Below are 22,142 nucleotides of genomic sequence, written 5' to 3'. Positions count from 1 at the left end.
CCCGCATGCGCCCACCCAGCCAGTCCACAGCCAGGAGGAAGCGCGACATGACAGAGTGTAATCACATCGATGCGGGCCGGCGCTGCTTGCTGATCGCCCGCGCGCTGTCGGCCACGGCCGTGGCCGTGCCCCAGGTGGCGGGCGCGGCGGAAGCGGTGACCGCGTCCGCCCAGGCCGGTGCTGCACCGCCGCCCGTCCTGATGCCAGTGAGCCTCGACGTCAATGGCCAGCGCCGCCACCCGGATGATGCGTTCAGGCAATGAGGGTTTCGCGCCGCCGCCCTTCATTCCTCCCACGGAGCCTTCGTCGGCCGTCCGCGCGCCGGGCAGCATCGCATTGGAGCAGAGCGTGAATGTCTTGTTCAAGTTGGAATAAGTGCAACTGGCGGCACGGCATGTCGCTGCGCGCCCGGGTTAGCCCGGATTAGCTACACAAGCGCTTTCCAGGCGATAAGCTCCGCGTCCGTGAGGGCCGGCCCCCAGCCTGCGCGCAGTGAAGCATCGTGTTGTCCATATTGTTCCAGCTCCGGCACGGCCACGCCGTGCTGCCCGCAGATGCGCAAGACCGCTTCCAGCTGCCGCCTGCTTGCCGGCAGATCGTCGCCATACCAGGTCGATGCGCTCGTTTCCAGCACGTGTTGCACCAGCTGCACCAGGGTGTCGAGCAGATGCCCGGGGACGGCCTGGCATGCGTCGTCCGGCCACGGGTCGCCCATGCCCGTAATGGGCAGGCAGGCGAAGCCTTGCTGCCAGGAGGCAAAATCGCCGGGCCCGAGCTGCGCCACGTTCCAGGCGTGATCGGTGAATGCGGACAGGGCCGGGTGGCCGATGCCATGGCGCCGGCAAAAGCGCTGCAAGCAACTGGCGGCAATGCACTGGCGTGCAATCACGGAGAGGGCGTCTATCGGGAGGCTGGACATGGAGCGGCAGTGCTTTCAAAAGGTGGGCGGCGTTGTTCGCGCAGGACAACCATAGCAAAATTGCGCCACATCCTCCAGTCCCTGCAATATAATGAGAATCATTATCATTCATATCGCCGGATCGCTCCTTGTCTGCCTTGCTTTTTCCCTCGAATGACGCCGCCCTGGCCGCCAGCCTGTTCACGGGCCACCAGGGCTGGCTGCTGCAGCGCCTGCTGTTGCGCTTGCGTAACCGGGCGGAAGCGGAGGATGTGGCGTCGGAAACCTTCGTGCGCGTGCTGCATGCGGGGCGCCTGGCCGCCATCCGCGAGCCGCGCGCCTACCTGACGACGGTGGCGAAAAGCATCTTGCTGCAGCAGTGGCGGCGGCGCGCTATCGAGCAGGCGTACATCGAGACCCTGGCCCGGCTGCCGGACGCCGTGCAGCCGTCGCCGGAAGAGCGCGCCGTACTGCTCGAAGCGCTGGAGCGCCTGTCGCGCGCGCTCGACACCCTGTCCGTCAAGGCGCGCCGCGCCTTCCTGATGAGCCAGCTCGACGGCCTCACGTATGCGCAGATCGCCGATGCACTGGGGGTGTCGGCCAGCATGGTGCGCCAGTACATGGCGCAAGGCTTGCGCTGCTGCCTGGCCGCCGCGGACGCGGCATGAGCGTTTCCCCATCGATGCCTGCACCTTCCGTCCAGGATGCCGCCATCGGCTGGCTGGTCGAGCTCAGTTCGGGCGAAGCCGATGCGGGCCAGCACCAGGCGTTTGCGCGCTGGCTGGCGGCCGATGCGCGCCATGCGGCCGCGTGGCGCACCCTGGGGCAAGCCGTGGAACATAGCGTCGGCCCGCTGCAGGGCGCGGGCGGGGCGGGGGCCGTCGGACAGACCCTGGCCCGCGCCGCGCAGCACGACAGGCAGCGGCGCCAGCTGCTGCAGGGCGCCCTGTGCCTGGCCGGCGCGGCGTTCGGCGGCGCCTGGCTGCTGCGCGGCAGTCCTTTCTTGCCGGACTGGAGCGCCGACCTGCATACGGCCACGGCCACGCGGGGCCGCTTTGCGCTGGCCGACGGCAGCGTGCTGACCCTGGATGCCCGTTCCTCGGCCGACACGGATGTCGGCCATGGACACCGGCAAGCTACTTTGCGCCAGGGCCAGCTGCTGGCGCGCGTGGCGGCGGGGTCTACTCCCTTCTTGCTGTGCAGCAAGCACGGCACGGTGGCGGCGCAGGGCGGCGCGCTGATGCTGCGGCGCGAAGAACGGGGCACCGTGGCGCTGGCCGTGCACGGCGACGCGGAAGTGCGTCCCGCCGGCAAGGGCTTGTCGCGCGTGCTGCGCCAGGGCCAGGCGGCGCGTTTCGACGGGGAGCGCCTGCGCCTGCTGCCGGAGTGGGCGGCAAGCCAGGCGACGGCGTGGGAGCAGGGCATGCTGGTGGCCGTCGACCAGCCGCTGGGCGATCTGGTGGCCGCCTTGCGGCCGTATCGCCACGGTTATATCGACATCACGCCGGCCGCCGCCGCGCTGCGCGTGTCGGGCAATTACTCGCTCGACGACAGCGGCGCCACCCTGCTGGCGCTGGCGGAAACCCTGCCGGTCACCTTGCGGCAAGGTCCCGGCGGCTGGTGGTCCGGCATTGATCTGAAACACGGCTGATTTATTTTGCGCCGGCACTGTCACTTTTGGCGCGCCGCGGCTCATACCTGGTGTAGCACCACTTTTCCTTCACCACCTAGATAGAGTCCCAGCATGCCACCATTGTCGATGCGCCAGATTCCCCTGGCTGTACTGTTACTTTCCTGTGCCGCGCCCGCCGTCCTGGCGCAGACGCCCTCCGTGCAAACCGCGCCTGCCACCATGCGCTACGACGTGTCCGTTCAGCCGTTGAACGCGAGCCTGATTGCGATTGCCAGCCGTGGCGGCGTGCGCATTTCCATCGATGCGGAACTGGCGCGCGGCGTCAGCGCCGCCCCCGTGCAGGGCGATTTCACGGCGGAACAGGCGCTGCGCCGCGCCTTGCAGGGCACGCAGCTGGCCTTGCTGAAGACGGACAGCGGTGTCTATACCGTGCAGCGCGCAGTGCAGGCGGCCGCCCGGCCCGAGGCCACCATGCCGGAAGTGCTGATCACCACCAATTACCTGGGCCAGGTGACGGAAGACACGGGGTCCTACACGACGGGCGCCGTCAGCACGGCCAACCGCCTGGTGCTGTCGCCGCGCGAAACGCCGCATGCGATCAGCGTCGTCACGCGCCAGCAGATGGACGATTTCGGCCTGGTGCAGCTGAGCGAAGTGCTGAAGCATACGCCGGGCGTGTACGTGCAGCACATCGACAGCGAACGCACGATCTATTATGCGCGCGGTTTTTCGCTCGACAATTTCAGCTACGACGGCTTGCCGTGGACGCGCGACGCGTCCCTGAACCTGGGCGAATCGCTGGCCAATATGGACCTGTACGACCGGGTCGAAGTGCTGAAGGGCGCGAACGCGCTGATGAGCGGCGCCGGCACGCCGGGCGCCACCGTCAACCTGATCCGCAAGAAGCCCACGCGCGAACTGCGCGCGCTGGCCGACCTGTCGGCGGGATCGTGGAGCAACTACCGCGGCATGGCCGACGTGGGCGGCCCCTTGAACGACAGCGGCAGCGTGCGCGCGCGCGCCGTGGCCTCGTACCAGGACAAGCACTCGTTCGTCGACCGCTACCAGCGCCGTTCGGAACTCGCGTATGGCACCGTGGAAGCGGATCTGTCGCCGCGCACCCTGCTGACCGTGGGCGCCGACTACCAGCACACGGTGCCGCGCAACAGCGACTGGGGCGGCGCGCCCCTGTTCGACGCGGACGGCAAGCGTTTCACCATGCCCCGTTCGTTCAACGGCGCGCCCACCTGGAGCACGCAGCAGACGGAAGCCAAATCCGTCTTTGCCTCGCTCGAACACAGGCTCGACAACGGCTGGATGGCCAATCTGCGCCTGATCCACCAGGCCAACGCGCTGTACGCGCCCGTCGCCTACCTCGACAGCTTCCCGAAGGCGGACGGCAGCGGCACCGCCGTCACGGCGCGCCAGTACAACAGCGACGCCACCAGCAATGGCCTGGACGTGTACGCGAAGGGGCCGTTCGCCCTGCTGGGCCGCACGCATGAACTGGTGGTGGGCGCGAACGCCTACCGCAAGCAGTCGGACGACGTCTTCAGCCCGTATTCCTTCATCGATGTCGACAATATCCATACCTACCGGGGCGAAGTGCCGGAGCCGCAGTGGGTACTGGACACGGCGCGCGAAGTCATCCGCCAGAAGGCCGTGTATGCGACGGGCCGCTTTTCGCTGCCGCAAGGCGTGCACGTGATCCTCGGCGGGCGTTTGTCCTCGTACGAGAATCCCACGGCCGGCATCGACGAAGCGTCGATCTTCACGCCGTACGCGGGCTTGACCTGGGATTTCGCGCCCGACCTGACGGCGTTTGCCAGCTACAGCGATATCTTCAGCCCGCAAAACAGCCGCGACGTGAACAACCGGACGCTGGACCCCGTGCTGGGCAAGAATATCGAGGCGGGCGTGAAGGGCGTGTTCCTGAACGGCCGCCTGAATGCCAGCGCGGCCGCCTTCGAGGTGCGCCAGGATAACTACGCAGAATCGGTCGACGAGGTCAACAGGGTGACGGGCATGGATGCCTACCGCGCCATCGACGGCGTGCGCTCGCGCGGCGTGGAGCTGGAAGTGTCGGGCCAGCTGATGCCGGGCTGGCAGCTGCAGGCCGGCTACACGCACAAGGTGGCGCGCGACGCCGGCGGCAAGGTCAATACCCTGGCGCCGGAAGACCAGCTGAGCCTGTACAGCACCTGGCAGCCCATGCCGCGCCTGACGGTGGGCGGCGGCGCCCGCTGGCAAGCGCGCACCTGGCAGCAAACCCGGGCCGTGCGCGGCGGCCTGACCACCGTGCACCAGGCTTCCTACGCCGTGTTCGACGCCATGGCGCGCTACCAGATCTCCGACCGCCTGGCCTTGTCCCTCAACTTCAACAACCTGACGGATCGCAGCTATTACGGCATCAGCACGGGCCGCCGCGTCAGCTACGGCGACCCGCGCAATGCGATGCTGAGTTTGAACTACCGCTACTGATTGATCCGGATGTCGCGCAAACCGGGTGCCGGGCGCCCGGTTTGCATGGCCGTCAGAAGCGGTACGTCAACGTTGCCCGCACGCTGCGCGGCATGCCGTACGTGCCTTGCGCGTAGGTATTGATGTTGATGTACTTCTTGTCCAGCGCGTTTTCCACGTTCAGCTGGGCCGTCAGCTGGCGCGACAACTGGTACGTGGCCATCAGGCTCACCGTGCTGTAGCCCTCCTGCGTCACTCTTTCCTTGCCGTCCGGCCCCTCGTCGTCAAAGTAGAACTTGCTTTGCCAGTTGATGCCGCCGCCCACGGTGAGGTCGGGCTTTACCTTCCAGGTGGTGAACAGGCGCGCCGTCGAGCGGGGCGACAGGGTGTTGATGTCCTGCTGCTCGCGGTCTTTGGCGCGGAAGTGGCTGGCGCTGGCCGTCACGTTCCAGCCCGGCGCCAGGCGGCCCGACAGTTCCCCCTCGATGCCGCGACTGGTGGCGCCGCGCGCCGCATAGTACGCTTGCGTGGTGGTGCCGGGAATATGGTGGGCGCCGTCCGGCTGGGCCAGCTTGTCCTGCCTGATTTCGAAGATGCCGATGGATGCGTTGGCCCGGCCCCCGGCCAATTCTCCCTTCAAGCCCGCTTCCAGGCTTTGCCCCGTCAGCGGGTCCAGCCAGGCGCCCGTGCGGTCCTGGTTTTCCTGCGGGCGGAAGATGTCCGTGTAGCTGGCATACGCCGAATACGTGCCGTTCAGATCGACCACCACGCCCGCATACGGCACGAACTTGCTCTTGGCAAAGGCGAAGCGGGCGCTGCCGTCAAAGCCGATGCGGTCCTTGTCCCAGCGGCTCAGGCGCCCGCCGAGTATCAATTTGGTGTTGTCGGCAACGTTCAGGCGCGCCGCGCCGTAGGCGCCATATTGCTTGGTCGTGTATCGTTCCGACAGCACGGGCTCGCCCCAGGCGGGCTGCGGGTAGCTGCCATCCCAGGCCAGGAAGTTGCCGATCGGTTCAGGGTCGAGCGCTTCCTTGACCTTGAATTCGGCGTGCTGCACCGTGTAGTTGGCGCCCACGATGACTTCATGCTGGCGTCCGCCCAGGCTGAACGGCCCCGAGACTTTCACGTCCATGCTGCTCTGGTCGCGCGCGCCGATGTAGCGGTTCGGGTAGCCCAGCATGCCCAGGCCCGTGACCTTGTCCGGCCGTTCGGCCAGGAACACCAGCGGCGTGTCTTCCGTGTGCTTGCTGTACATGGCTTGCGCCTGCGCCTTCCAGCCCTGGCCCAGCGCGTGCTCGACGGTGGCGTGCACGTTCGTCTGCTGCGTGGCCCAGGCGGACCAGCGGGGCGCCGTGGTGACGGAACGGTCGAAATCGGTGCGCGTGCCGTCGCTGTACCACAGGGGGAAGCCGCCCCAGTTGCTGCCTTTCGGGTCGTTTTTCTGGTAGCTGGCGCCCAGCATGGCCACGCTGCCGGGCGCCAGGTCCGCCTCGACGGTGGCGTAGACGAGCTGGCGCTGGTTCGCATAGCCATTGGTAAACGACTTGCGGTCCTGCCAGGCGCCCGCCACCCGGCCGCGCACGGAGCCGTCTTCGTTCAGCGGTGCGGCCAGGTCGGCCGTGCCCCGGTAGTCGCTCCACGATCCCGCCGCCAGTGACAGCTGCCCCTCGAACTGCCTGGCGCTGGCCCGTTTGCGCACCAGATTGATCGAGGCGGACGGATAGCCGGCGCCCGTCAGCAAGCCCGTGGCGCCCCGCGTCACCTCCACCCTGTCGTAGATCAGCGAATCCATTTCCGATTCGCCGCCCGAATACTGCACCTTGTACGTGGTGGGCACGCCGTCGTACTGGAAATTGTCGACGTCGAAGCCGCGCGCGGAAAAGGTGCTGCGTTCCGTGTCGAACTGGTTGACGGCGATGCCTGGCGTGTTGCGCAGCACGTCGCGCACCGTCAGCAAGTCCTGGTCGTCCATGCGCTGGCGCGTGATGACGCTGACCGATTGCGGCGTCTCGCGCAGGGACAGCACCAGGCCCGTGGCGCTGGCCGTGGCCGGCGTCGTGTACGAGTGCGTGCCTTCCGTGCTGGTGCTGCGCTCGGCCGTGGCGCGCACGGCGATGCCGGGCAGGGTGGCGGCGTCGGCGGCCGAGGGCTGCAGGCGCACGGCATAGTTGCCGCCGCCCTGCTCGATGGCAATGAGGCCGCTGCCGTCGAGCAGGCGGGCAAAGCCCTCGGCCACCTGGTAGTTGCCGTTCAAGCCGCGGCTGTGCAAGCCCGCGTACAGGCTGGCGGCGCCGGAAATGCTGACGCCCGCATCGGCCGCAAAGGCGGACAGGGCCGTGCCCAGGGGGCCGGGCGCCACCTGGTAGTGGCGCGCGGGCGCTTCCTGGCGCTGCTGCGCGTGCGCGAGCGGCGCCAGGGCCAGGCTGCCCAGCAGGGCCAGGGTCATGCGGGTAGTGCGGTAATGCTTCATTGCTTGTTTCCCTTCGTTCATGTGTTGGTCCTGTGTGGATTGACGGGGCACATGCGCGAAAGGGACATTCTTTTTAGAAATTTTTATGCCGGCTCGACGGAAATCCAGAACCGGCTGTGGCGCCGCACGCGGATGGGCAGCGAAGCCTGCAGCAATGACAGCAATTGATCCGTGTCATGCAGCCGGTACACGCCCGACACGCGCAGCCGCGCCACGGCCGGATCGCAGCGCACCACGCCGTGGCGGTAGCGGGCCAGCTGCGCCAGCACCTGGGCCAGCGGCGTGTCGTCCGCATACAGCAATCCCCTGGTCCAGGCGTCCGCATGGGGCGCCAGCGGCTGCGGCGCGCTGGCGGCCGTCCCGTCGAAGCTGGCTTGCCAGCCCGCCTGCAGAATGACGGGGCGCCCGCCGGCGGGCCGCACTTCGACGGCGCCTTGCGCCACGGCCACGTGGGTGCGTGCGTCCAGCAGGCTGTCTTCCTGGCGCACCGTGAAGCGCGTGCCGAGGGCGCGGATGCTGCCATTGCTGGTACGCACGATGAAGGGGCGCTGGCGCGCATCGGCGCTGGTGGCCACGTGGAGTTCTCCGCCGCGCAGCCGGACCAGGCGCAGCGCGTCGCCGTAGGCGATATCGGCCGCGCTGGCCGTGTTCAGGCTGAGCTTGCTGCCATCGGCCAAGGCGAGGTGGCGGATTTCACCCGTGGCCGTGCGCACGCCGGCCGACCATTGCTGCCATGGCGCCACGCGCAGCATGGCCCAGCCGGCGGGTCCGGCAACGATCAGCACGGCCAGGGTTTTCAGGGCGGCGCGGCGCTGTGCGCCGGCCGGGCGGTCCAGCACGGGCATGGACAAGGTCGCGGCCAGCGGCGCGGGCAGCATGCCGAAGGTGCGGCACACTTGCTCGGCCCGTTGCCAGGCCGCTTCATTGCGCGGATGGCGGGCGCGCCAGCGGGCCAGGCCCTGCCGCGCCTCGTCGTCCAGTTCGCCGCCTTGCAGCCGCATCATCCAGTGCGCCGCTGCATGCGCGGCGCGCGCATCGACGGCCGCGTTCATGCCGCCAGCAGGATGCATTGCGCCAGCGCCTGCACCATGTAGCGTTTCACCGTGCGCTCGCTGATGCTCAGGCGCGCGGCGATGTCGGCATACGCCATGCCTTCGAGCTGCGACAGCAGGAAGGCCGTGCGCACCTTCGCGCCCAGGCCGTCGAGCATGGCGTCGATGCGGTGCAGGGTTTCCAGGATCAGCAGGCGCTCTTCGGCCGACGGCGTGACGGGCGCGGGCAGCTGCGCCAGGGTGGCCAGCCAGGCCTGTTCCAGCGACTGGCGGCGGTAATGGTCGATCAGCAGGCGCCGCGCCACGGTGGTCAGGTAGGCGCGCGGCTCGCGCAGGGTGAATGCGCGCTCGCCGGGCGTGGCCAGCAGCTTGACGAAGGTATCCTGCGCCAGGTCGGCCGCGTGGTCCGTGCATGACAGCTTGCCGCGCAGCCAGCGCAGCAGCCACGGATGGTGCTGGCCATACAGCTGACTCAATGATGGTGGGCCTTGGGGCTCGGCGGCAGGGGATACGGCATACGTCACGGCACACTCCAGGTTGGGCGCGGAAGTCCCCGTGCCGCTGGCGCAGGCGCGTGCAGGCTCTTCTTAAATGCGAATGGTTCTCATTTTACATTGACGTGCCTGAATGTCAATGCGGCAGCTCCGCTGGCAGGGCAATCATGCTCTTTCCGCTATACTGGCCCCCCATATTGCCGCCACTATCCGAAAATCACCATGGACCTGAGTGCCCACGCCGCCGTCGTCAATTGCGAAGCCTATCGCGGTGGCAGGAAGATCGCCCACTTCGATATCGACAAGGTGGGCGACTTCCTCGACGACCCCGCCAGTTTCGTGTGGATCGGCCTGGCCAGCCCCGATACGGCCGCCATGCAGGCGCTGCAAGCGGCCTTCGGCCTGCACGAACTGGCCGTCGAGGATGCGGAAGGGGCGCACGAGCGGCCCAAGCTGGAAGAATACGGCGACACCCTGTTCATGGTGCTGCACACGGCCAGCCTCGATGGCGACGCCATCGTGTACGGCGAAACCCATGTCTTCCTGGGCTGCCGCTTCATCATTACCGTGCGGCACGGCCCCTCGACCGGCTATGCGAAGTTGCGCGAGCGCAAGGAGAGCGTGCCGGAGAAACTGGCCAGCGGACCCGGCTACGTGCTGTATTCCATCATCGACTTCATCGTCGACCAGTATCAGCCCTGCATCGACCACTTGCAGGCGAAGTTCCAGCAATATGAAACCCAGCTGTTCAAGCCCAGTCTGAGTGAAGACAAGCTGCAGGATTTCTACCAGCTCAAGACGGAGCTGCTGAAGCTGGACGCGGCCGTCAACCCGCTGCATGAAATCTGCACCCAGCTGATCCGCTTCCATGGCGATATCGTGCCCAAGGAAAACCGCATCTATTACCGCGACATCCTCGATCACGTGAAACGGGTCACGCACACGGCGGGGCAGATGCGCGAAATGGTCAATTCGGCCATGCAGGTGGCGCTGGGCCAGATCTCGATCCGCCAGAACGAAGTCGTCAAGCGCCTGGCCGGCTGGGGCGCCATCCTGGCCGTGCCCACCATGGTGTTCAGCCTGTACGGCATGAACTTCGAGTTCATGCCGGAGCTGAAATGGCGCGGCAGTTATCCGGCCGTCATCGTCGGCATCTTTGTCGGCTGCTATCTGCTGCACCGCCGTTTGAAGAAGGATGGCTGGCTGTAGCGGCAAACGCCGCCATCGTGCAAATATTGGAGAGTTTTGCCGCGCAATTAGCTGCTACGATGAAGTTGTCCTGGCGAAGGTGGCACATGGTCATGACCTCCTTGGCGTGGATGCCGTGTCCGGCTGCAGCGACTACCCCGGCGCTTGCAGGCATGACGCGTCCGACGCCACAAGGCTCCTGCTCCCCAGGAGCCTTCTTTTTGCCTATGCTCCGGCCAGCGCCGCAGCCGCTTCCAGGATCAGCGCCGTCACTTCCACGGGACGCGAGGCCAGCGAAGCGTGGCTGGCGTTGAGCGTGATGACTTTCCGCGCCTGCAGGCGCGCCGCCATGCGCTCCTGGTTGACGGGGGAAATCATGCGGTCGGCGCTGGAAATCTGGTACCAGCTGGGCTTGTGGCGCCAGGCCGGGTCGCTGACGGTGTCGCCGAACGTGCCGGCCAGCGGGGCTTTCTGCACCACGCCCAGCACGGCGCCTTCTTCCGCATCGAGGTCCTGGCAAAAGCTGTCATGGTATTGCGCGGGCCTGACCCACAGATAGCCGTCGCTGTCGCCTTCCAGGCTGGCCGCGGCCAGGGGCGGGTGTTCCTGCGTGATGCTGCCCGCGCTCTCGCCCGCGTCGGGGGCGAAGGCGGCGATGTACACGAGGCCCGCCACGTTCGGCGCATTGCCGGCCACGCTGATGACGGCGCCGCCGTAGGAGTGTCCTACAAGCAACACCGGGCCATCGACTTGCGCCACCATCTTGCGCGTGCGCTCGGCGTCGTCGGCCAGCGACGTCAACGGCAGTTCGACGGCGCGGATGGCCGTGTGGCCCTGGCGCCGCAATTCGGCAATGACGCGGCTCCAGTGGGCGGCGCCGCCCCAGAAACCGTGGACGAGGACGATGGTGGCTTGCTGGCTCATGCGGATACTCCTTGGGACAAGGGAAACGGCGAAGACCGCGCCATGAACGACTGCTCACTGCGCGGCGGGCAATTGCACGCTCATTGTAGACCTTCCCAGCGCATGGTCTCGATGGCCTCGACGACGGCGCTTTCATGCTCGATGAAGAAATCGCTGTGGAAGCCGTCGCGGATCACCAGGCGGCGGCTGCCGGGCAGGGCGGCGGCCAGGCGCTCGCCGTCGGCCAGGCGGAAAGGGCGGAACCCGTCCAGCACCGCCTGGGCGGCGGCCTGGGTGGCGGGATCGGACTGCAGCAGCCATGGAAACAGGTTGCGCAGGGTGCCGGGATCGACGCTGACGACCAGTGCCGGCACGCGCACGCGGCGGTAGTCGGGCGAGAAATTGTGCGCGGCCATGTCCATGGCCGTGGCGACGGCGGGCGGCGTGTTTGGCCGCACCGAACCGTCGGGCAGAACTTCCAGCGCATCGCGCCAGTTCGCCTCCAGCGCGGGCCACCATTGCTTGTTGATCCGCCTGGCATAGGCGATCGAGGCGCCCATCGACGCCAGGTCGGCGGGGCCCGGCTGCGGTTCGTCGAAGGGAGTGGCTGTGGGCGGCTCATAGCCGCCGCTGGCCAGGTAGTCGAATGTCGTGTCCAGGTAGACGAGTCCCCGCACGCGCTGCGGGTGGCTGCCGGCGAACAGGGTCAGCTCGTTGCCGGCGATGGAGTGGCCGGCCAGGATGATGCGCGGTACCTGCAGTGCGTCGAGCACGGCCAGCAGGTCGGCCACCAGGGTGGCGGGAGCGTAGCTGGCGTCGCCGGCGGGCGATGGCTTGCCCGATGAACCGTAGCCGCGCCGCGTGATGGCCAGCACGCGGTGGCGGCGCGCCAGCGCGGGCGCCAGGCTGTCGAAGGCATGCGCGTTGCCGCCCAGGCCGGCCAGCAGCACAATCACGTCGGCGTCGCCGCCGCTGCCCTGCGCCGCGGGCCAGTCGCGCACATGCAGGCTGACGCCGGGGGCGACGCCGACCTGGCGGTCCGTCACCGCGGAGGCGCGCGGCAGCGAACTGCCGCCGCAGGCGGCCAGGCCTGCCAGCGCGCCCAGGCCGAGCAGCAGGTGCCGGCGGGCGTGGAAATGGGAGAGGGCGTAGTGTGGTCTGGTCATGCGGTACTCCTTGTGGGGATGAGGGCATGGCCAGTATCGGCACCGCGCATGAAGCGCAGATGAGGGACAGGTGAAGGTCGGCTGAAGGACCTGCCGGCCGCGCTAGTGCGACACCAGCACGGGCACGGTCATGTCCTGCAGCACCGTGCGCGTGACGCCGCCCAGCAGCGCTTCGCGCAGGCGCATGTGGCCGTAGCAGCCCATCACGACGAGGTCGCAGCGCCGCTGTGCCGCCATCGCCAGCAGGGCCGTGCCCACGTCCTGGCCCGGCGGCGTGTCGTGCTGCAGCACCTCGACGTTGACGCCATGGCGCGCCAGGTACAGGGCCAGGTCGGCGCCCGGCTGCTCGCCATGCGCGGCCGGCTGGGCGTGCGAGTTGACGACGGCCAGGGTCACCTGCTGCGCGCGCTGCAGCAGCGGCAGCGCATCGGTGATGGCGCGCAGCGCTTCGGCGCTGCCGTTCCAGGCCAGCAGCGGATGCTGCGCGGTGCCCGCCAGCGGGGCGGAAGGCGCGTGCGGCACCATCAGCACGGGCCGGCCGCAATGCAGCATCAGGTATTCGGGCGTGCCGGCGATGACGCGCGACGGCGTATCCTGCGCGTCCGTCTGGCCCAGTATCAGCAAGTCGCAATAGCGCGCCTGCAGCAGCAGCGCGCCCTGCGCATCGTCGTCGACGAAGCGCGTTTCGCAGGTGGCCAGGCCTTCTTCGCGGGCGATGCGCTCGAAATCGTGCAGCGCTACGCTGGCCTGGGTGCGCAGCGCCTGCATCTGCGCGGGCGCGAACTGCAGCGCATTGACGCCGCCGCCATACGCGTAGCGCGAGATGCCGCTCATGGCCGAGCCGATCAGGTGGGCGCCTTCGGCGATGGCCAGGCGCACGGCCAGGCGGATGCGCTGGGCGCAGTGGCGGGAATTGTCTACGTGGACGAGCACGGTGGTGTAGGGCATGGCGTTTTCCTCGGTTGTCGGTTGTCGGTTGTCACGTCTGCAGCACGTAGCTGCCGGGCGCGTCGCCCAGGTCGGGGCCCATGGGCGGCGGCGCCGCCAGCGCACCGGGGCGCGCTGCCAGCCACGCTTGCCAGGCGGGCCACCACGAACCGTCGTGGCGCGGCACGTCGCGCTGCCAGCTGTCCGCGTCGATGTAGGGTTCGTCGTGGCGGTGCGTGGCCAGCTGGTAGCTGCGGCGCGGCTGGCCCGGCGGCGAGACCACGCCCGCATTGTGGCCGCCCGAGGTGAGCAGGAAGGTGACGTCCGTGTCGGTCAGCAGCTGCAGCTTGTAGACGGAGCGCCACGGCGCCACGTGGTCCGTCAGGGTGCCGACGGCGAAGATGGGCGCGCCGATGTCGGGCAGGGCGATATGCCGGCCTGCCGTGCGGTAGCGGCCTTCGGCCAGGTCGTTGTGCAGGAACAAGCGGCGCAGGTATTCCGAGTGCATGCGGCAGGGCATGCGCGTGGCGTCCGCGTTCCAGGCCATCAGGTCGCTGTCCTGTTCATCCTCGCCCAGCAGGTAGTGGCGCAGGCGGCGCGACCAGACCAGATCGTTCGAGCGCAGCAGCTGGAAGGCGCCCGCCATCTGCTTCGTATCGAGGTAGCCCTGCTTCCACATGGCCGCCTCCAGGAAGCTGACCTGGCTGTCGTCGATGAACAGCGACAGTTCGCCCGGTTCCTTGAAATCCACCTGCGACGCCAGCATGGTGATGCTGGCCAGGCGCGCATCGCCATCGCGCGCCATGCTGGCGGCGGCGATCGCCAGCAGGGTGCCGCCCAGGCAGTAGCCGGCCGCGTGCACCTGCGGCGCGCCCGTGATGGCGCCCACCGCGTCGAGCGCGTCCATCACGCCCAGCTGGCGGTAGTCTTCCAGCGACAGTTCGCGGTCTTCTTCCGTGGGGTTTTTCCACGAAATCATGAACACCGTGTGGCCCTGTCCCACCAGGTAGCGCACCAGCGAATTGTGCGGCGACAGGTCGAGGATATAGAACTTCATGATCCAGGCGGGCACGAACAGCAGGGGCGTGGCATGCACGCGCTCTGTCGCGGGCGCGTACTGTATCAGTTCGATCAGGTCGTTGCGGTAGACGACCTTGCCCGGCGTGACGGCCACGTTGCCGCCTGCCTGGTAGCTGCGCTGGTCGGGCGCATGCTGGCCCATGGCGGCGCGCTGCCAGTCGTCGGCCAGGTGGGCCATGCCGCGCGCCAGGTTGGCGCCGCCGCTTGCCAAGGTGGCTTGCTGCACCACGGGATTGGTCAGCATGAAGTTCGATGGCGCCAGCATGTCGAGCCACTGGCGCACGGTGAACGTGACGACATCCTCGTGGTGCGGCGCGACGCCGCGCACGCCCGTCGTGGCGCGGTGCCACCACTGCTGCTGCAGCAAAAAGCCCTGGTAGACCAGGTTGTACGGCCAGCGCTGCCACGCGGGATCGTCGAAGCGCCGGTCCTGCGGCAGCGGGGCGATGCACGGCTGTGCCCCGTCGGCGCCCTGCAGCGCGGACTGTACGGCGTACTGCTGCCAGCGGGCGATCTTCTTCCACGCTTCCTGCAGCAGGGTTTGCTGCTTCGATGGCGCCAGCGCCAGGTGGCTGAGCCAGTCCGCATAGGCGTTGCCCAGCGCGGCCGGCGATATGCCGCCCGTGAACTTGCCCAGCCAGGCGTTCAGCAGCAAGTCCAGGGTGGCGCCTTCGGGCGCGCTTTCCGGGTAATCGGGCACGGGCACCCCTTGCCAGGCGCTGCCCTGGCGCTCATGTTCCCTTGTCTGCTCCGTATTCGCCTGCCGCGCTGTGCTCATCCAGGACTCCTGTCATTTTTTCACAGGATAGCAAGAGCTTGTTCAAAAAATTATGATCTATATCAAGTTTGGCTGGATGCGCCTGGCGTCTGTGCCTCGTCGATGATCCACGCCATGTACGCCTGCACGGCGGGGCGCGCGATCTCCTCGTGCGCATGCAGCTGCGGCACCCGGGCCCGGCCCGGCCCGGTCCATATCGCAGGCCCGCTGGGCAGGCTCGAAGGCCTCGAACTGCTGCCCAAGCCCGCGGCGGGCGCTATTCCCCTGGTCGTCACCAGTTCCTCGGGCCAGCCGCTGGAGTGGAGAGGCCGCCATGCCGCAGGCTGGCGCGCACGGGTCTGATCGATCTGCTGGACGAGTGGCGCGAGGCCGGCGTCAACCATGCGGCTCCGGCCCGCGCTGGTGAGCATGCTTCAAAACGCCCGGCTGAGGGTATAGAGCAGCAGGCCGGCCAGGCCGCCCACGATAGTGCCGTTGATGCGGATGAATTGCAGGTCGCGCCCGATGGCCAGTTCGATGCGTTCGCTCATCTCTTCCTTGCTCCACAGGTCCAGGCGGGCGGCGATGAAGGCGCCCACCTCGCCCCGGTAGCGGCGCACCAGCGCGCCGCTGCCGGCGACGATGGCAGCGTTCAGCCATGCCCGCGCGGCCGTATCCGTGCCCAGCACCTGGCCCGTGTTGCGCGCCAGGCCGGCGATCGCTTGGGCCAGCGCGGGCTGGTCCGCGTGCAGGTCGGCTTGCAGGCGCGTGCGGAGGTGGTTCCAGACGTCGCCCAGCATGGCTTGCACCGTGTCGCTGGCGACCAGCTGCAGCTGGTAGCGGCGCACCGTCTCCTGCCAGTGCGGGTCGGCCTTCAGGTGCAGGGCGCTGTCGGCGATCCAGCCGGCGATGCGCTGGCGCAGCGGGTGGGCCGGATCGATGCGCACGGCGACGGCAAACTTTTGCAGCGAGGCGATCATGCGCGGCTCGTATGCCTTCACGGCCTTTTTCACCAGCGCGTTTTCGATCTGGAAGGCGTCCAGCACGAAGTCGCCGATGGCGGCGTGGTGGCGCTCGTCGTCCAGGTAGGCGGCGCTGCGGTCGAGCATGAAGTCCAGCAGCAGCTGCGGCTTGCCGTCGGCGATCAGCGCATCGATGCAATCGGCCGCCACGTCCGACACCTTCAATTGGCCCAGGTAGCTGCTGGCCTGCTCGCGCAGCAGGCGTCCCAGCTGTTCATGGTCGGCCATCGCCAGCAATTGCCTGGCGACGCCGGCGCTGGCCATGCCCAGCTGCCGCGCGTGGGTCGCGTCGCCGAGCCAGGCGCCCAGCCGCGCGGCAGGATCGGCTTGCACCATGCGTTCGGCGATGCCTTGTTCGGTAATGAAATGGTTTTCCACGAAGGCGCCCAGGCTGCGGCCGATGTCCGCCTTGCTGTTCGGGATGATGGCCGTATGCCACAGGGGGATGCCCAGCGGGTGGCGGAACAGGGCCACGACGGCGAACCAGTCGGCAATCGCCCCGACCATAGCCGCCTCGGCAAACGCTTCCACATAGCCCCAGGCGGGATGGCCGCCCCGCTGCGAGCGGGCCACGGCAAAGACCAGCGCGGCCAGCAGCAGCAAGCCCGCGGCCAGCCACTGCATGCTGCGCAGGCGCGCGCGCCTGAGCTGGTCCGTGCTCTGGTCCAGTTGTGCGATGAGGTCGGGGGAACGTTGCATGGATGGCGGCCTGCAGGGTTGCGGGACCGCCATCTTACTGCGATGGCGCAGTGATGCGATTACTGTTGCGGGTGCAGCAGCGAACGGCGGCGCGCGTAGCCGAAGTAGATGACCAGGCCGATCACCAGCCAGATGGTGAAGGCCACCCAGGTGACCCAGCTGAGAAAGCTCATCAGGCCCACGCACAGCACCACGGCCAGCGCCGGCACAAATGGCACGCCGGGACAGCGGAAGGCGCGCGGCAGGTCGGGACGGCGCTTGCGCAGCACCACCACGGCCACGGACACCATGGTGAAGGCGGCCAGGGTGCCGATGTTGATCAGTTCAGCCAGGATGTTGAGCGGGATCACGGCGGCGATCAGGCCGAACACGATGCCCACCAGCCAGGTGGCGAAGAACGGCGTGTGGAAGCGCGGGTGCACGGTGGACAGGCGCTTGGGCAGCAGGCCGTCGCGCGACATGGCGAAGATGATGCGCGTCTGGCCGAAGGCCATCACGAGGATCACGGTGGTCATGCCGAGGATGGCGCCCAAGTCGACGAAGCCGGCGATCCAGTTTTCGCCCGCATATTGCAGGGCCAGCGAAACGGGATGGTCGACGCCGAGGAATTTTTGGTAGGGCACGATACCCGTCATGATGGCCGACACCACCACGTACAGCACGGCGCACACGGCCAGCGAGCCGATGATGCCGATCGGCAAGTCGCGCGACGGCTTCTTGACTTCCTCGGCGGCCGAAGTGACGGCGTCGAAGCCGATGAAGGCGAAGAACACGAGGGCGGCCGCGCTCAGCATGCCGTGATAGCCGAATGGCATGTAGGGCTGCCAGTTGGCCGGCTGCACGTGGCGCGCGCCGAAGATGATGAACAGCAGCACCACGCCCACCTTGATGGCCACCATGATGTTGTTCAGGCGGGCCGATTCGCGCACGCCCCAGCCCAGCATGGCCGTCAGGGCCAGCATGATGACGAGGGCGGGCAGGTTGATGAAGGTGGTTACGCCGGGCAGCGCGCCGGGCGCGGCGGTGAGTGCGACGGGCAGCACGATGCCAAAGCCCGACAGCAGTGACTGGAAGTAGCCGGACCAGCCGACGGAGACGGCGGCCGCGGCCAGGCCGTACTCGAGCAGCAAGTCCCAGCCTATCATCCAGGCGGCCAGCTCGCCCAGGGTGGCGTAGCTGTAGGTGTAGATGGAGCCGGCCACCGGTACGGTGGAGGCAAATTCCGCATAGCACAGGGCGGCGAAGCAGCAGGCCACGGCCGCCACGACGAAGGACAGCGACAGGGCGGGGCCGGCCGTCAGCGCACCCGTGCCGGTGAGTACGAAAATACCGGTGCCGACGATGGCGCCTATGCCCATGAGCACCAGGTCAAACGGGCCCAGCACTTTCGCCAGTCCTCCCGGCTTCTTGCTGTGGGCGATCATATCATCCAAATTCTTGGTTCTAAATAAGCTCACTGTGTCTCCTGGTAATTTTTGTCATGGCGCCATTGCCGCCTCGTGAGTAGCACGACGCAGCCAGATTCTAGCCCAGGCGGCAGGCATTCTAGAAGGAAATATGTACTGTGCCGTGCGCGCCAGCCACGGGGGCACGGCGGCAGGGCCGAAAAAAAGCCCCGGGATGATGGACCGGGGCTGTAAAGGAGACTGCTTTGATGGAGTAAATAGTTGCCTGTTTGGCTATTTCGAAAAATGGGCTTCGATTTCTTCCAGGGTCTTGCCCTTCGTCTCCGGCAACAAAAATGCTGCCGCCAGGAAATACAGCACGGTGCAGCCGGCGCCGAAGAAGAACAGGGTCGAATAGCCATGCAAGCCGACGGTGGGCAGGAAGATGGCGGCGATCACCGTCGAGACGAACTGGTTGACCAGCAGCGCGATGCTCATGCCGTTCGAGCGGATGCGGGTCGGCATCAGCTCGGACAGGGCCAGCCACACGCACACGCCCGGTCCCACGGCAAAGCTGGAAACGAACACGCAGATGGCGATCGCCACCAGCCAGCCGTGCGTGGGCGAGGGCACGGGGCCCAGGCTGGCCTTCTCGATGCGCAGCGCCGCGTCGCGCCCGGCGGCCGGGTCGGCGAACGGGTTCAGGTGCAGCTTGCGGAAGAACGCGCCGATCACGCTGTCGGCCTGCACGGCGTCTTCGCGGGCGATCGTCACCTGGCGCAGCACGGGGTCGTCGCTGCGCAGGCTTTTCACGTTGGTGAAGGGGCCGTAGGCGTAGGCGATGGTCAGCTGCTGCGGCGTGCCGTCGGCCGCCGCGCCCAGGGCCGCCAGGGTGGCCGCATCGAGGTGCACGGCCAGGCCGTCGGCCTGCACTTGCGCCGCGATGGCGGGACGCACGTCGGCCAGGTGCGCCTCGGCGCCGCGGAACAGCAGGCCGGCCGCCAGCAGGGAGACGACGATGCCGCCCGTGCCCAGCATCAGCAGGAATTTGCGGCCCTTGCGGTCCACCAGCAGCACGGCCACCACCGTCATCACGGCGTTCAGCACTTTCAGCAGGACGTCGGCCATGTTGGCCGAGGCGCCCGACAGGCCCGCCTGGTTGAGGATATTGACGACATACGCGAGGATGGAATTGATGCCCGTCGCCTGCGTGCAGGCCAGGATCAGGCAGGCCAGCAGGAAGGGCAGCACATAGCGGCGGCTCAGCAGCGGGTCCTTGACCTTGGCCGCGCCGCTCGTCCTGGCCGCATTCTCGGGGGTATCGAGCATTTCGCGCAGTTCCAGGTCGGCGGCGGCGGGCAGGCGCGTGCGCAGCAGCGACTGGCGCGCCTGTTCGACACGGCCGCGGCGGGCCAGCCAGCGCGGCGACTCGGCCAGCAGCAGGGCGCCGATGGTAAACACCAGGCCCGGCGTCAGGCAGACCCAGAAGATGCTGCGCCAGGCGTGGTCCTTGGCGCTAAAAATGGCGGCGATGCGGCCCGCTTCCGGCAGCGCTTGCGCCGCCTGCGTGGCCGTTTCCACCGTCTGCGCCTGCAGCAGGCCGATCAGGGCGGCGGCCACCAGGCCGATGGTCAGCAGCAGCTGGAACAGGGCGGCGCCCCGTCCCCGCTGCTGCGCGGGCAGGCATTCGGCCAGGTACAGGGGCACGACGACGCCGATCAAGCCGCCGCTGATGCCTTGCAGCAGGCGGCCCAGCAGCAGCGGCATGTAGCCGTCGGCCAGCGCGATCAGGGGGATGCTGGCGCTGAACAGGGCGCCGGCCAGGAACATCACCCAGCGCCGGCCCAGGATGTCGGCCAGGGCGCCGGCGAACAGCGACGAGAGGACGGAACCCAGCAGCACGGCGGCGACGATAAAGCTCAGCTGCTGGGCCGTCAGTTTCCAGGCCACGGAGGCCGTCGATTCCAGGTAAGGCAGGGCGCCGGCGATGATGCCGATGTCTATGCCGTACAGCAATCCCCCCATGCCGGCAATAAATAGCAGGTAGCGCATGGCCCACACGGGGGCCTTGTGTGACGTGTCGTGCATGAAAACTCCGGGACGGGGTTGAGGTGGGGTGAAGTGGTCTAGCGGGTGGAAAGATCGATGGCCGTGCCTTCGACGAAGACGGACACTGGCTGCAAGCTGGCATCGAGGACGACGATATCGGCCCAGGCGCCGGGCGCCAGGCGGCCCCGTTCGGATTCGCCCAGGTAGTCGGCCGGGTACAGCGACAAGCGGTTCGAGGCGTCGGCCAGGTCCAGGCCCAGGTCGACGAAATTGCGCAGGGCCTGGTCCATGGTCAGCACGCTGCCGGCCAGCGAGCCCGTGGCCAGGCGCACGCAGCCCAGGCATTTGTAGACGCGCTGCGTGCCCAGGCCGTATTCGCCGTCCGGCATGCCGGTGGCCGAGGTGGCGTCCGTCACGCCGTACAGGCGGGGGATGGCGCGCAGGGCCGCGCGCAGGGCGCCCTTGGCCACGTGCTGCAGGTCGGGGATGATTTCCGCGTATTCGGCATGCGCGAGCGCCGCCCCCACCATGCCCGGGTCGTAATGGGTCATGCCCGTCATGCCGTTGTACAGGTGGGTAAAACCGGAGACGCCGGCGTTGAGCGCCGCCACGCCTTCGTCATACGTGCCGGCGCTGTGGCCGATCTGCACGCGGATGCCCATGGCCGCCAGTTGCGGGATCAGTTCCAGGTGGCCGGGGATTTCCGGCGCCATGGTCAGTACCCTGATGGGGGCGATGGCGTGAAAGTTCTGCACCAGCGCCAGGCTGGCCTGCACCACGTCGGGCGGCTGCGCGCCCAGGCGGTGCAGATTCAGGAACGGTCCTTCCAGGTGCACGCCCAGCATGCGCGCGCCATTCTTGGGACGCTCGGCGATGACGCCGGCCAGGCCCTGCAGCGCGCGGCGGATCGACGGTTCCTTCGCCGTCAGGGTGGTGCCCAGCAGGGCCGTGGTGCCGTGGCGCGCATGCACCTGCGCCACGGTGGCGCCCGCGTTTGCGCCTTCCATGATGTCGACGCCGGCCGCGCCGTGCACGTGCAGGTCGATAAAACCGGGCAAAATGGTCAGCGCGCTGTCGGCGGCAGGGTCTTCTTGTATCTGGACGATACGCTGGTCAAAGGTGATGTTGCCCGTGATCCAGCCAGATGGGGTAAGGATTCTGCCGCTCAGCATGTGTTATTCCGCTATAAAAAGTTCGATGCCCAGCTTTTGCAGCCCTTCGCGGTACTCCTGGCTGATGCTGGCATCGGTGATGACGGTATCGACGCGGTCCAGCTGCACGATGCGGTGCAGGCTGACGCGGCCGAACTTGGAGGCGTCCGTGAGGACGATGATTTTCTTTGCCCGTTCCACCATCTTGTGGTTCAGGCTCGCTTCCGCTTCGTGGTGGGTGGTGACGCCAAACTGCAGGTCGAAGCCATCCACGCCCAAAAACAGCTTGTCGAAGCTGTACGCCTGCAAACAGGTTTCCGCCTGGCTGCCCTGGATCGACAGCGACTGCTTGCGCAGCAGGCCGCCCGTGAGGATCAGGTCCACGCCCGGTGCGTCGGCCAGTTCCCACGCGATGTTCAGGCCATTCGTGGCCACCGTCACGCCGCTCGCATCGCGCAGATGGCGCGCCAGCGAGATGGTGGTGGTGCCCGAGTCGATGATGATGTTGTCGCCCGGTTCCACCAGCCGCGCGGCATAGGCGCCGATGCGCTCCTTCTGCTCGTGGTTGATGGCGTCTTTCTGGCGTATCGTGTGCTCGGGCGGCGGCGTGCGCGTCAGGGTCGCGCCGCCGTGGCTGCGCGTGGCCATGCCCTGCGCTTCCAGCGCATTGAGGTCGCTGCGGATGGTGACCGCGGACACGCCGAGCTTTTCCACCAAATCGGTCACTTGCACCGAGCCCTGCTGGGCAAGCATTTGGAGGATGGATTCACGGCGTTGGCTGGTATTTCGCATGGTGGCGGGCTCAGTA

At 67.7% G+C, this 22,142-nt stretch carries 18 protein-coding genes; 5 read left to right on the top strand and 13 right to left on the bottom strand.

Annotated elements, in window-relative coordinates:
• Positions 1–47 precede the first annotated feature (47 nt).
• Positions 48–263 (top strand): hypothetical protein, encoded by a 216-nt coding sequence (locus tag GCN74_RS14725; protein WP_152257371.1) that lies wholly within the window; start codon positions 48–50, stop codon positions 261–263.
• Between the two features lie 164 nt (positions 264–427).
• Here the strand turns inward: GCN74_RS14725 and GCN74_RS14720 are convergent, their stop codons facing one another.
• On the bottom strand, positions 428–919 hold the full coding sequence (locus GCN74_RS14720) for a hypothetical protein (protein WP_152257370.1): 492 nt from the start codon (positions 917–919) through the stop codon (positions 428–430).
• A 128-nt stretch (positions 920–1,047) separates the two neighbouring features.
• On the opposite strand from GCN74_RS14720, the gene GCN74_RS14715 reads away from it, so the two are divergent.
• The 3 genes from GCN74_RS14715 to GCN74_RS14705 all read left to right on the top strand — a co-directional run bounded on the left by GCN74_RS14715 (position 1,048) and on the right by GCN74_RS14705 (position 5,012).
• Positions 1,048–1,566: a sigma-70 family RNA polymerase sigma factor gene (locus GCN74_RS14715; RefSeq protein WP_226939049.1), complete on the top strand. Its 519-nt coding sequence runs from the start codon at positions 1,048–1,050 to the stop codon at positions 1,564–1,566.
• On the top strand, positions 1,563–2,549 hold the full coding sequence (locus GCN74_RS14710; protein WP_152257369.1) for a DUF4880 domain-containing protein: 987 nt from the start codon (positions 1,563–1,565) through the stop codon (positions 2,547–2,549). Before GCN74_RS14715 ends, GCN74_RS14710 begins: the two co-directional genes overlap by 4 nt.
• A 93-nt stretch (positions 2,550–2,642) precedes the next feature.
• Positions 2,643–5,012 carry a TonB-dependent siderophore receptor gene (locus GCN74_RS14705; protein ID WP_152257368.1) on the top strand — a complete coding sequence of 790 codons (2,370 nt, stop codon included), beginning with the start codon at positions 2,643–2,645 and terminating at the stop codon, positions 5,010–5,012.
• A 52-nt stretch (positions 5,013–5,064) separates the two neighbouring features.
• On the opposite strand, the gene GCN74_RS14700 is transcribed toward GCN74_RS14705, so the two are convergent.
• The 3 genes from GCN74_RS14700 to GCN74_RS14690 all read right to left on the bottom strand — a co-directional run bounded on the left by GCN74_RS14700 (position 5,065) and on the right by GCN74_RS14690 (position 8,989).
• Positions 5,065–7,482, bottom strand: a complete 2,418-nt coding sequence (locus GCN74_RS14700) for a TonB-dependent siderophore receptor (RefSeq protein ID WP_226939048.1) — start codon at positions 7,480–7,482, stop codon at positions 5,065–5,067.
• A gap of 62 nt (positions 7,483–7,544) precedes the next feature.
• Entirely contained in the window at positions 7,545–8,531 is a 987-nt protein-coding gene (locus tag GCN74_RS14695) for a FecR domain-containing protein (RefSeq protein WP_152257367.1), read from the bottom strand.
• A complete protein-coding gene (locus GCN74_RS14690) occupies positions 8,510–8,989 on the bottom strand; it encodes a sigma-70 family RNA polymerase sigma factor (RefSeq protein ID WP_226939047.1) in 480 nt (159 codons plus the stop codon). Before GCN74_RS14690 ends, GCN74_RS14695 begins: the two co-directional genes overlap by 22 nt.
• 240 nt (positions 8,990–9,229) lie before the next feature.
• Between GCN74_RS14690 and GCN74_RS14685 the strand changes: the two genes are divergently transcribed.
• The gene (locus GCN74_RS14685; RefSeq protein WP_193317088.1) at positions 9,230–10,216 is read left to right on the top strand and encodes a magnesium and cobalt transport protein CorA; all 987 of its coding nucleotides are present in this window, start codon (positions 9,230–9,232) and stop codon (positions 10,214–10,216) included.
• Between the two features lie 204 nt (positions 10,217–10,420).
• Here GCN74_RS14685 and GCN74_RS14680 read toward each other — a convergent pair whose 3' ends face one another.
• From GCN74_RS14680 to GCN74_RS14640, 9 genes are all read right to left on the bottom strand, one after another.
• On the bottom strand, positions 10,421–11,119 hold the full coding sequence (locus GCN74_RS14680; protein WP_152257365.1) for an alpha/beta hydrolase: 699 nt from the start codon (positions 11,117–11,119) through the stop codon (positions 10,421–10,423).
• An 80-nt stretch (positions 11,120–11,199) separates the two neighbouring features.
• Positions 11,200–12,264, bottom strand: a complete 1,065-nt coding sequence (locus tag GCN74_RS14675) for an alpha/beta fold hydrolase (RefSeq protein ID WP_152257364.1) — start codon at positions 12,262–12,264, stop codon at positions 11,200–11,202.
• A gap of 102 nt (positions 12,265–12,366) precedes the next feature.
• Positions 12,367–13,212 carry a universal stress protein gene (locus GCN74_RS14670; RefSeq protein WP_152257363.1) on the bottom strand — a complete coding sequence of 282 codons (846 nt, stop codon included), beginning with the start codon at positions 13,210–13,212 and terminating at the stop codon, positions 12,367–12,369.
• A 31-nt stretch (positions 13,213–13,243) separates the two neighbouring features.
• Positions 13,244–15,049, bottom strand: coding sequence for a PHA/PHB synthase family protein (locus GCN74_RS14665; RefSeq protein ID WP_152257362.1), 1,806 nt, complete (start codon positions 15,047–15,049; stop codon positions 13,244–13,246).
• A 413-nt stretch (positions 15,050–15,462) separates the two neighbouring features.
• The gene (locus GCN74_RS14660; protein WP_152257361.1) at positions 15,463–16,749 is read right to left on the bottom strand and encodes a DUF445 domain-containing protein; all 1,287 of its coding nucleotides are present in this window, start codon (positions 16,747–16,749) and stop codon (positions 15,463–15,465) included.
• 59 nt (positions 16,750–16,808) lie between these two features.
• Complete coding sequence (locus GCN74_RS14655) at positions 16,809–18,206, bottom strand: amino acid permease (protein ID WP_152257360.1); 1,398 nt, start codon at positions 18,204–18,206, stop codon at positions 16,809–16,811.
• Positions 18,207–18,428: 222 nt separating this feature from the next.
• Complete coding sequence (locus tag GCN74_RS14650; protein WP_152257359.1) at positions 18,429–20,222, bottom strand: MFS transporter; 1,794 nt, start codon at positions 20,220–20,222, stop codon at positions 18,429–18,431.
• Between the two features lie 38 nt (positions 20,223–20,260).
• Entirely contained in the window at positions 20,261–21,355 is a 1,095-nt protein-coding gene (locus GCN74_RS14645; protein ID WP_152257358.1) for an N-acetylglucosamine-6-phosphate deacetylase, read from the bottom strand.
• A 3-nt stretch (positions 21,356–21,358) separates the two neighbouring features.
• Positions 21,359–22,126, bottom strand: a complete 768-nt coding sequence (locus GCN74_RS14640; RefSeq protein WP_152257357.1) for a DeoR family transcriptional regulator — start codon at positions 22,124–22,126, stop codon at positions 21,359–21,361.
• Between the last annotated feature and the right edge of the window lie 16 nt (positions 22,127–22,142).

This window comes from Janthinobacterium sp. FT14W (assembly GCF_009208755.1).
Taxonomy (GTDB): Bacteria; Pseudomonadota; Gammaproteobacteria; order Burkholderiales; family Burkholderiaceae_D; genus Janthinobacterium; species Janthinobacterium violaceinigrum.
This window is presented reverse-complemented; position numbering and strand designations above follow the sequence as displayed.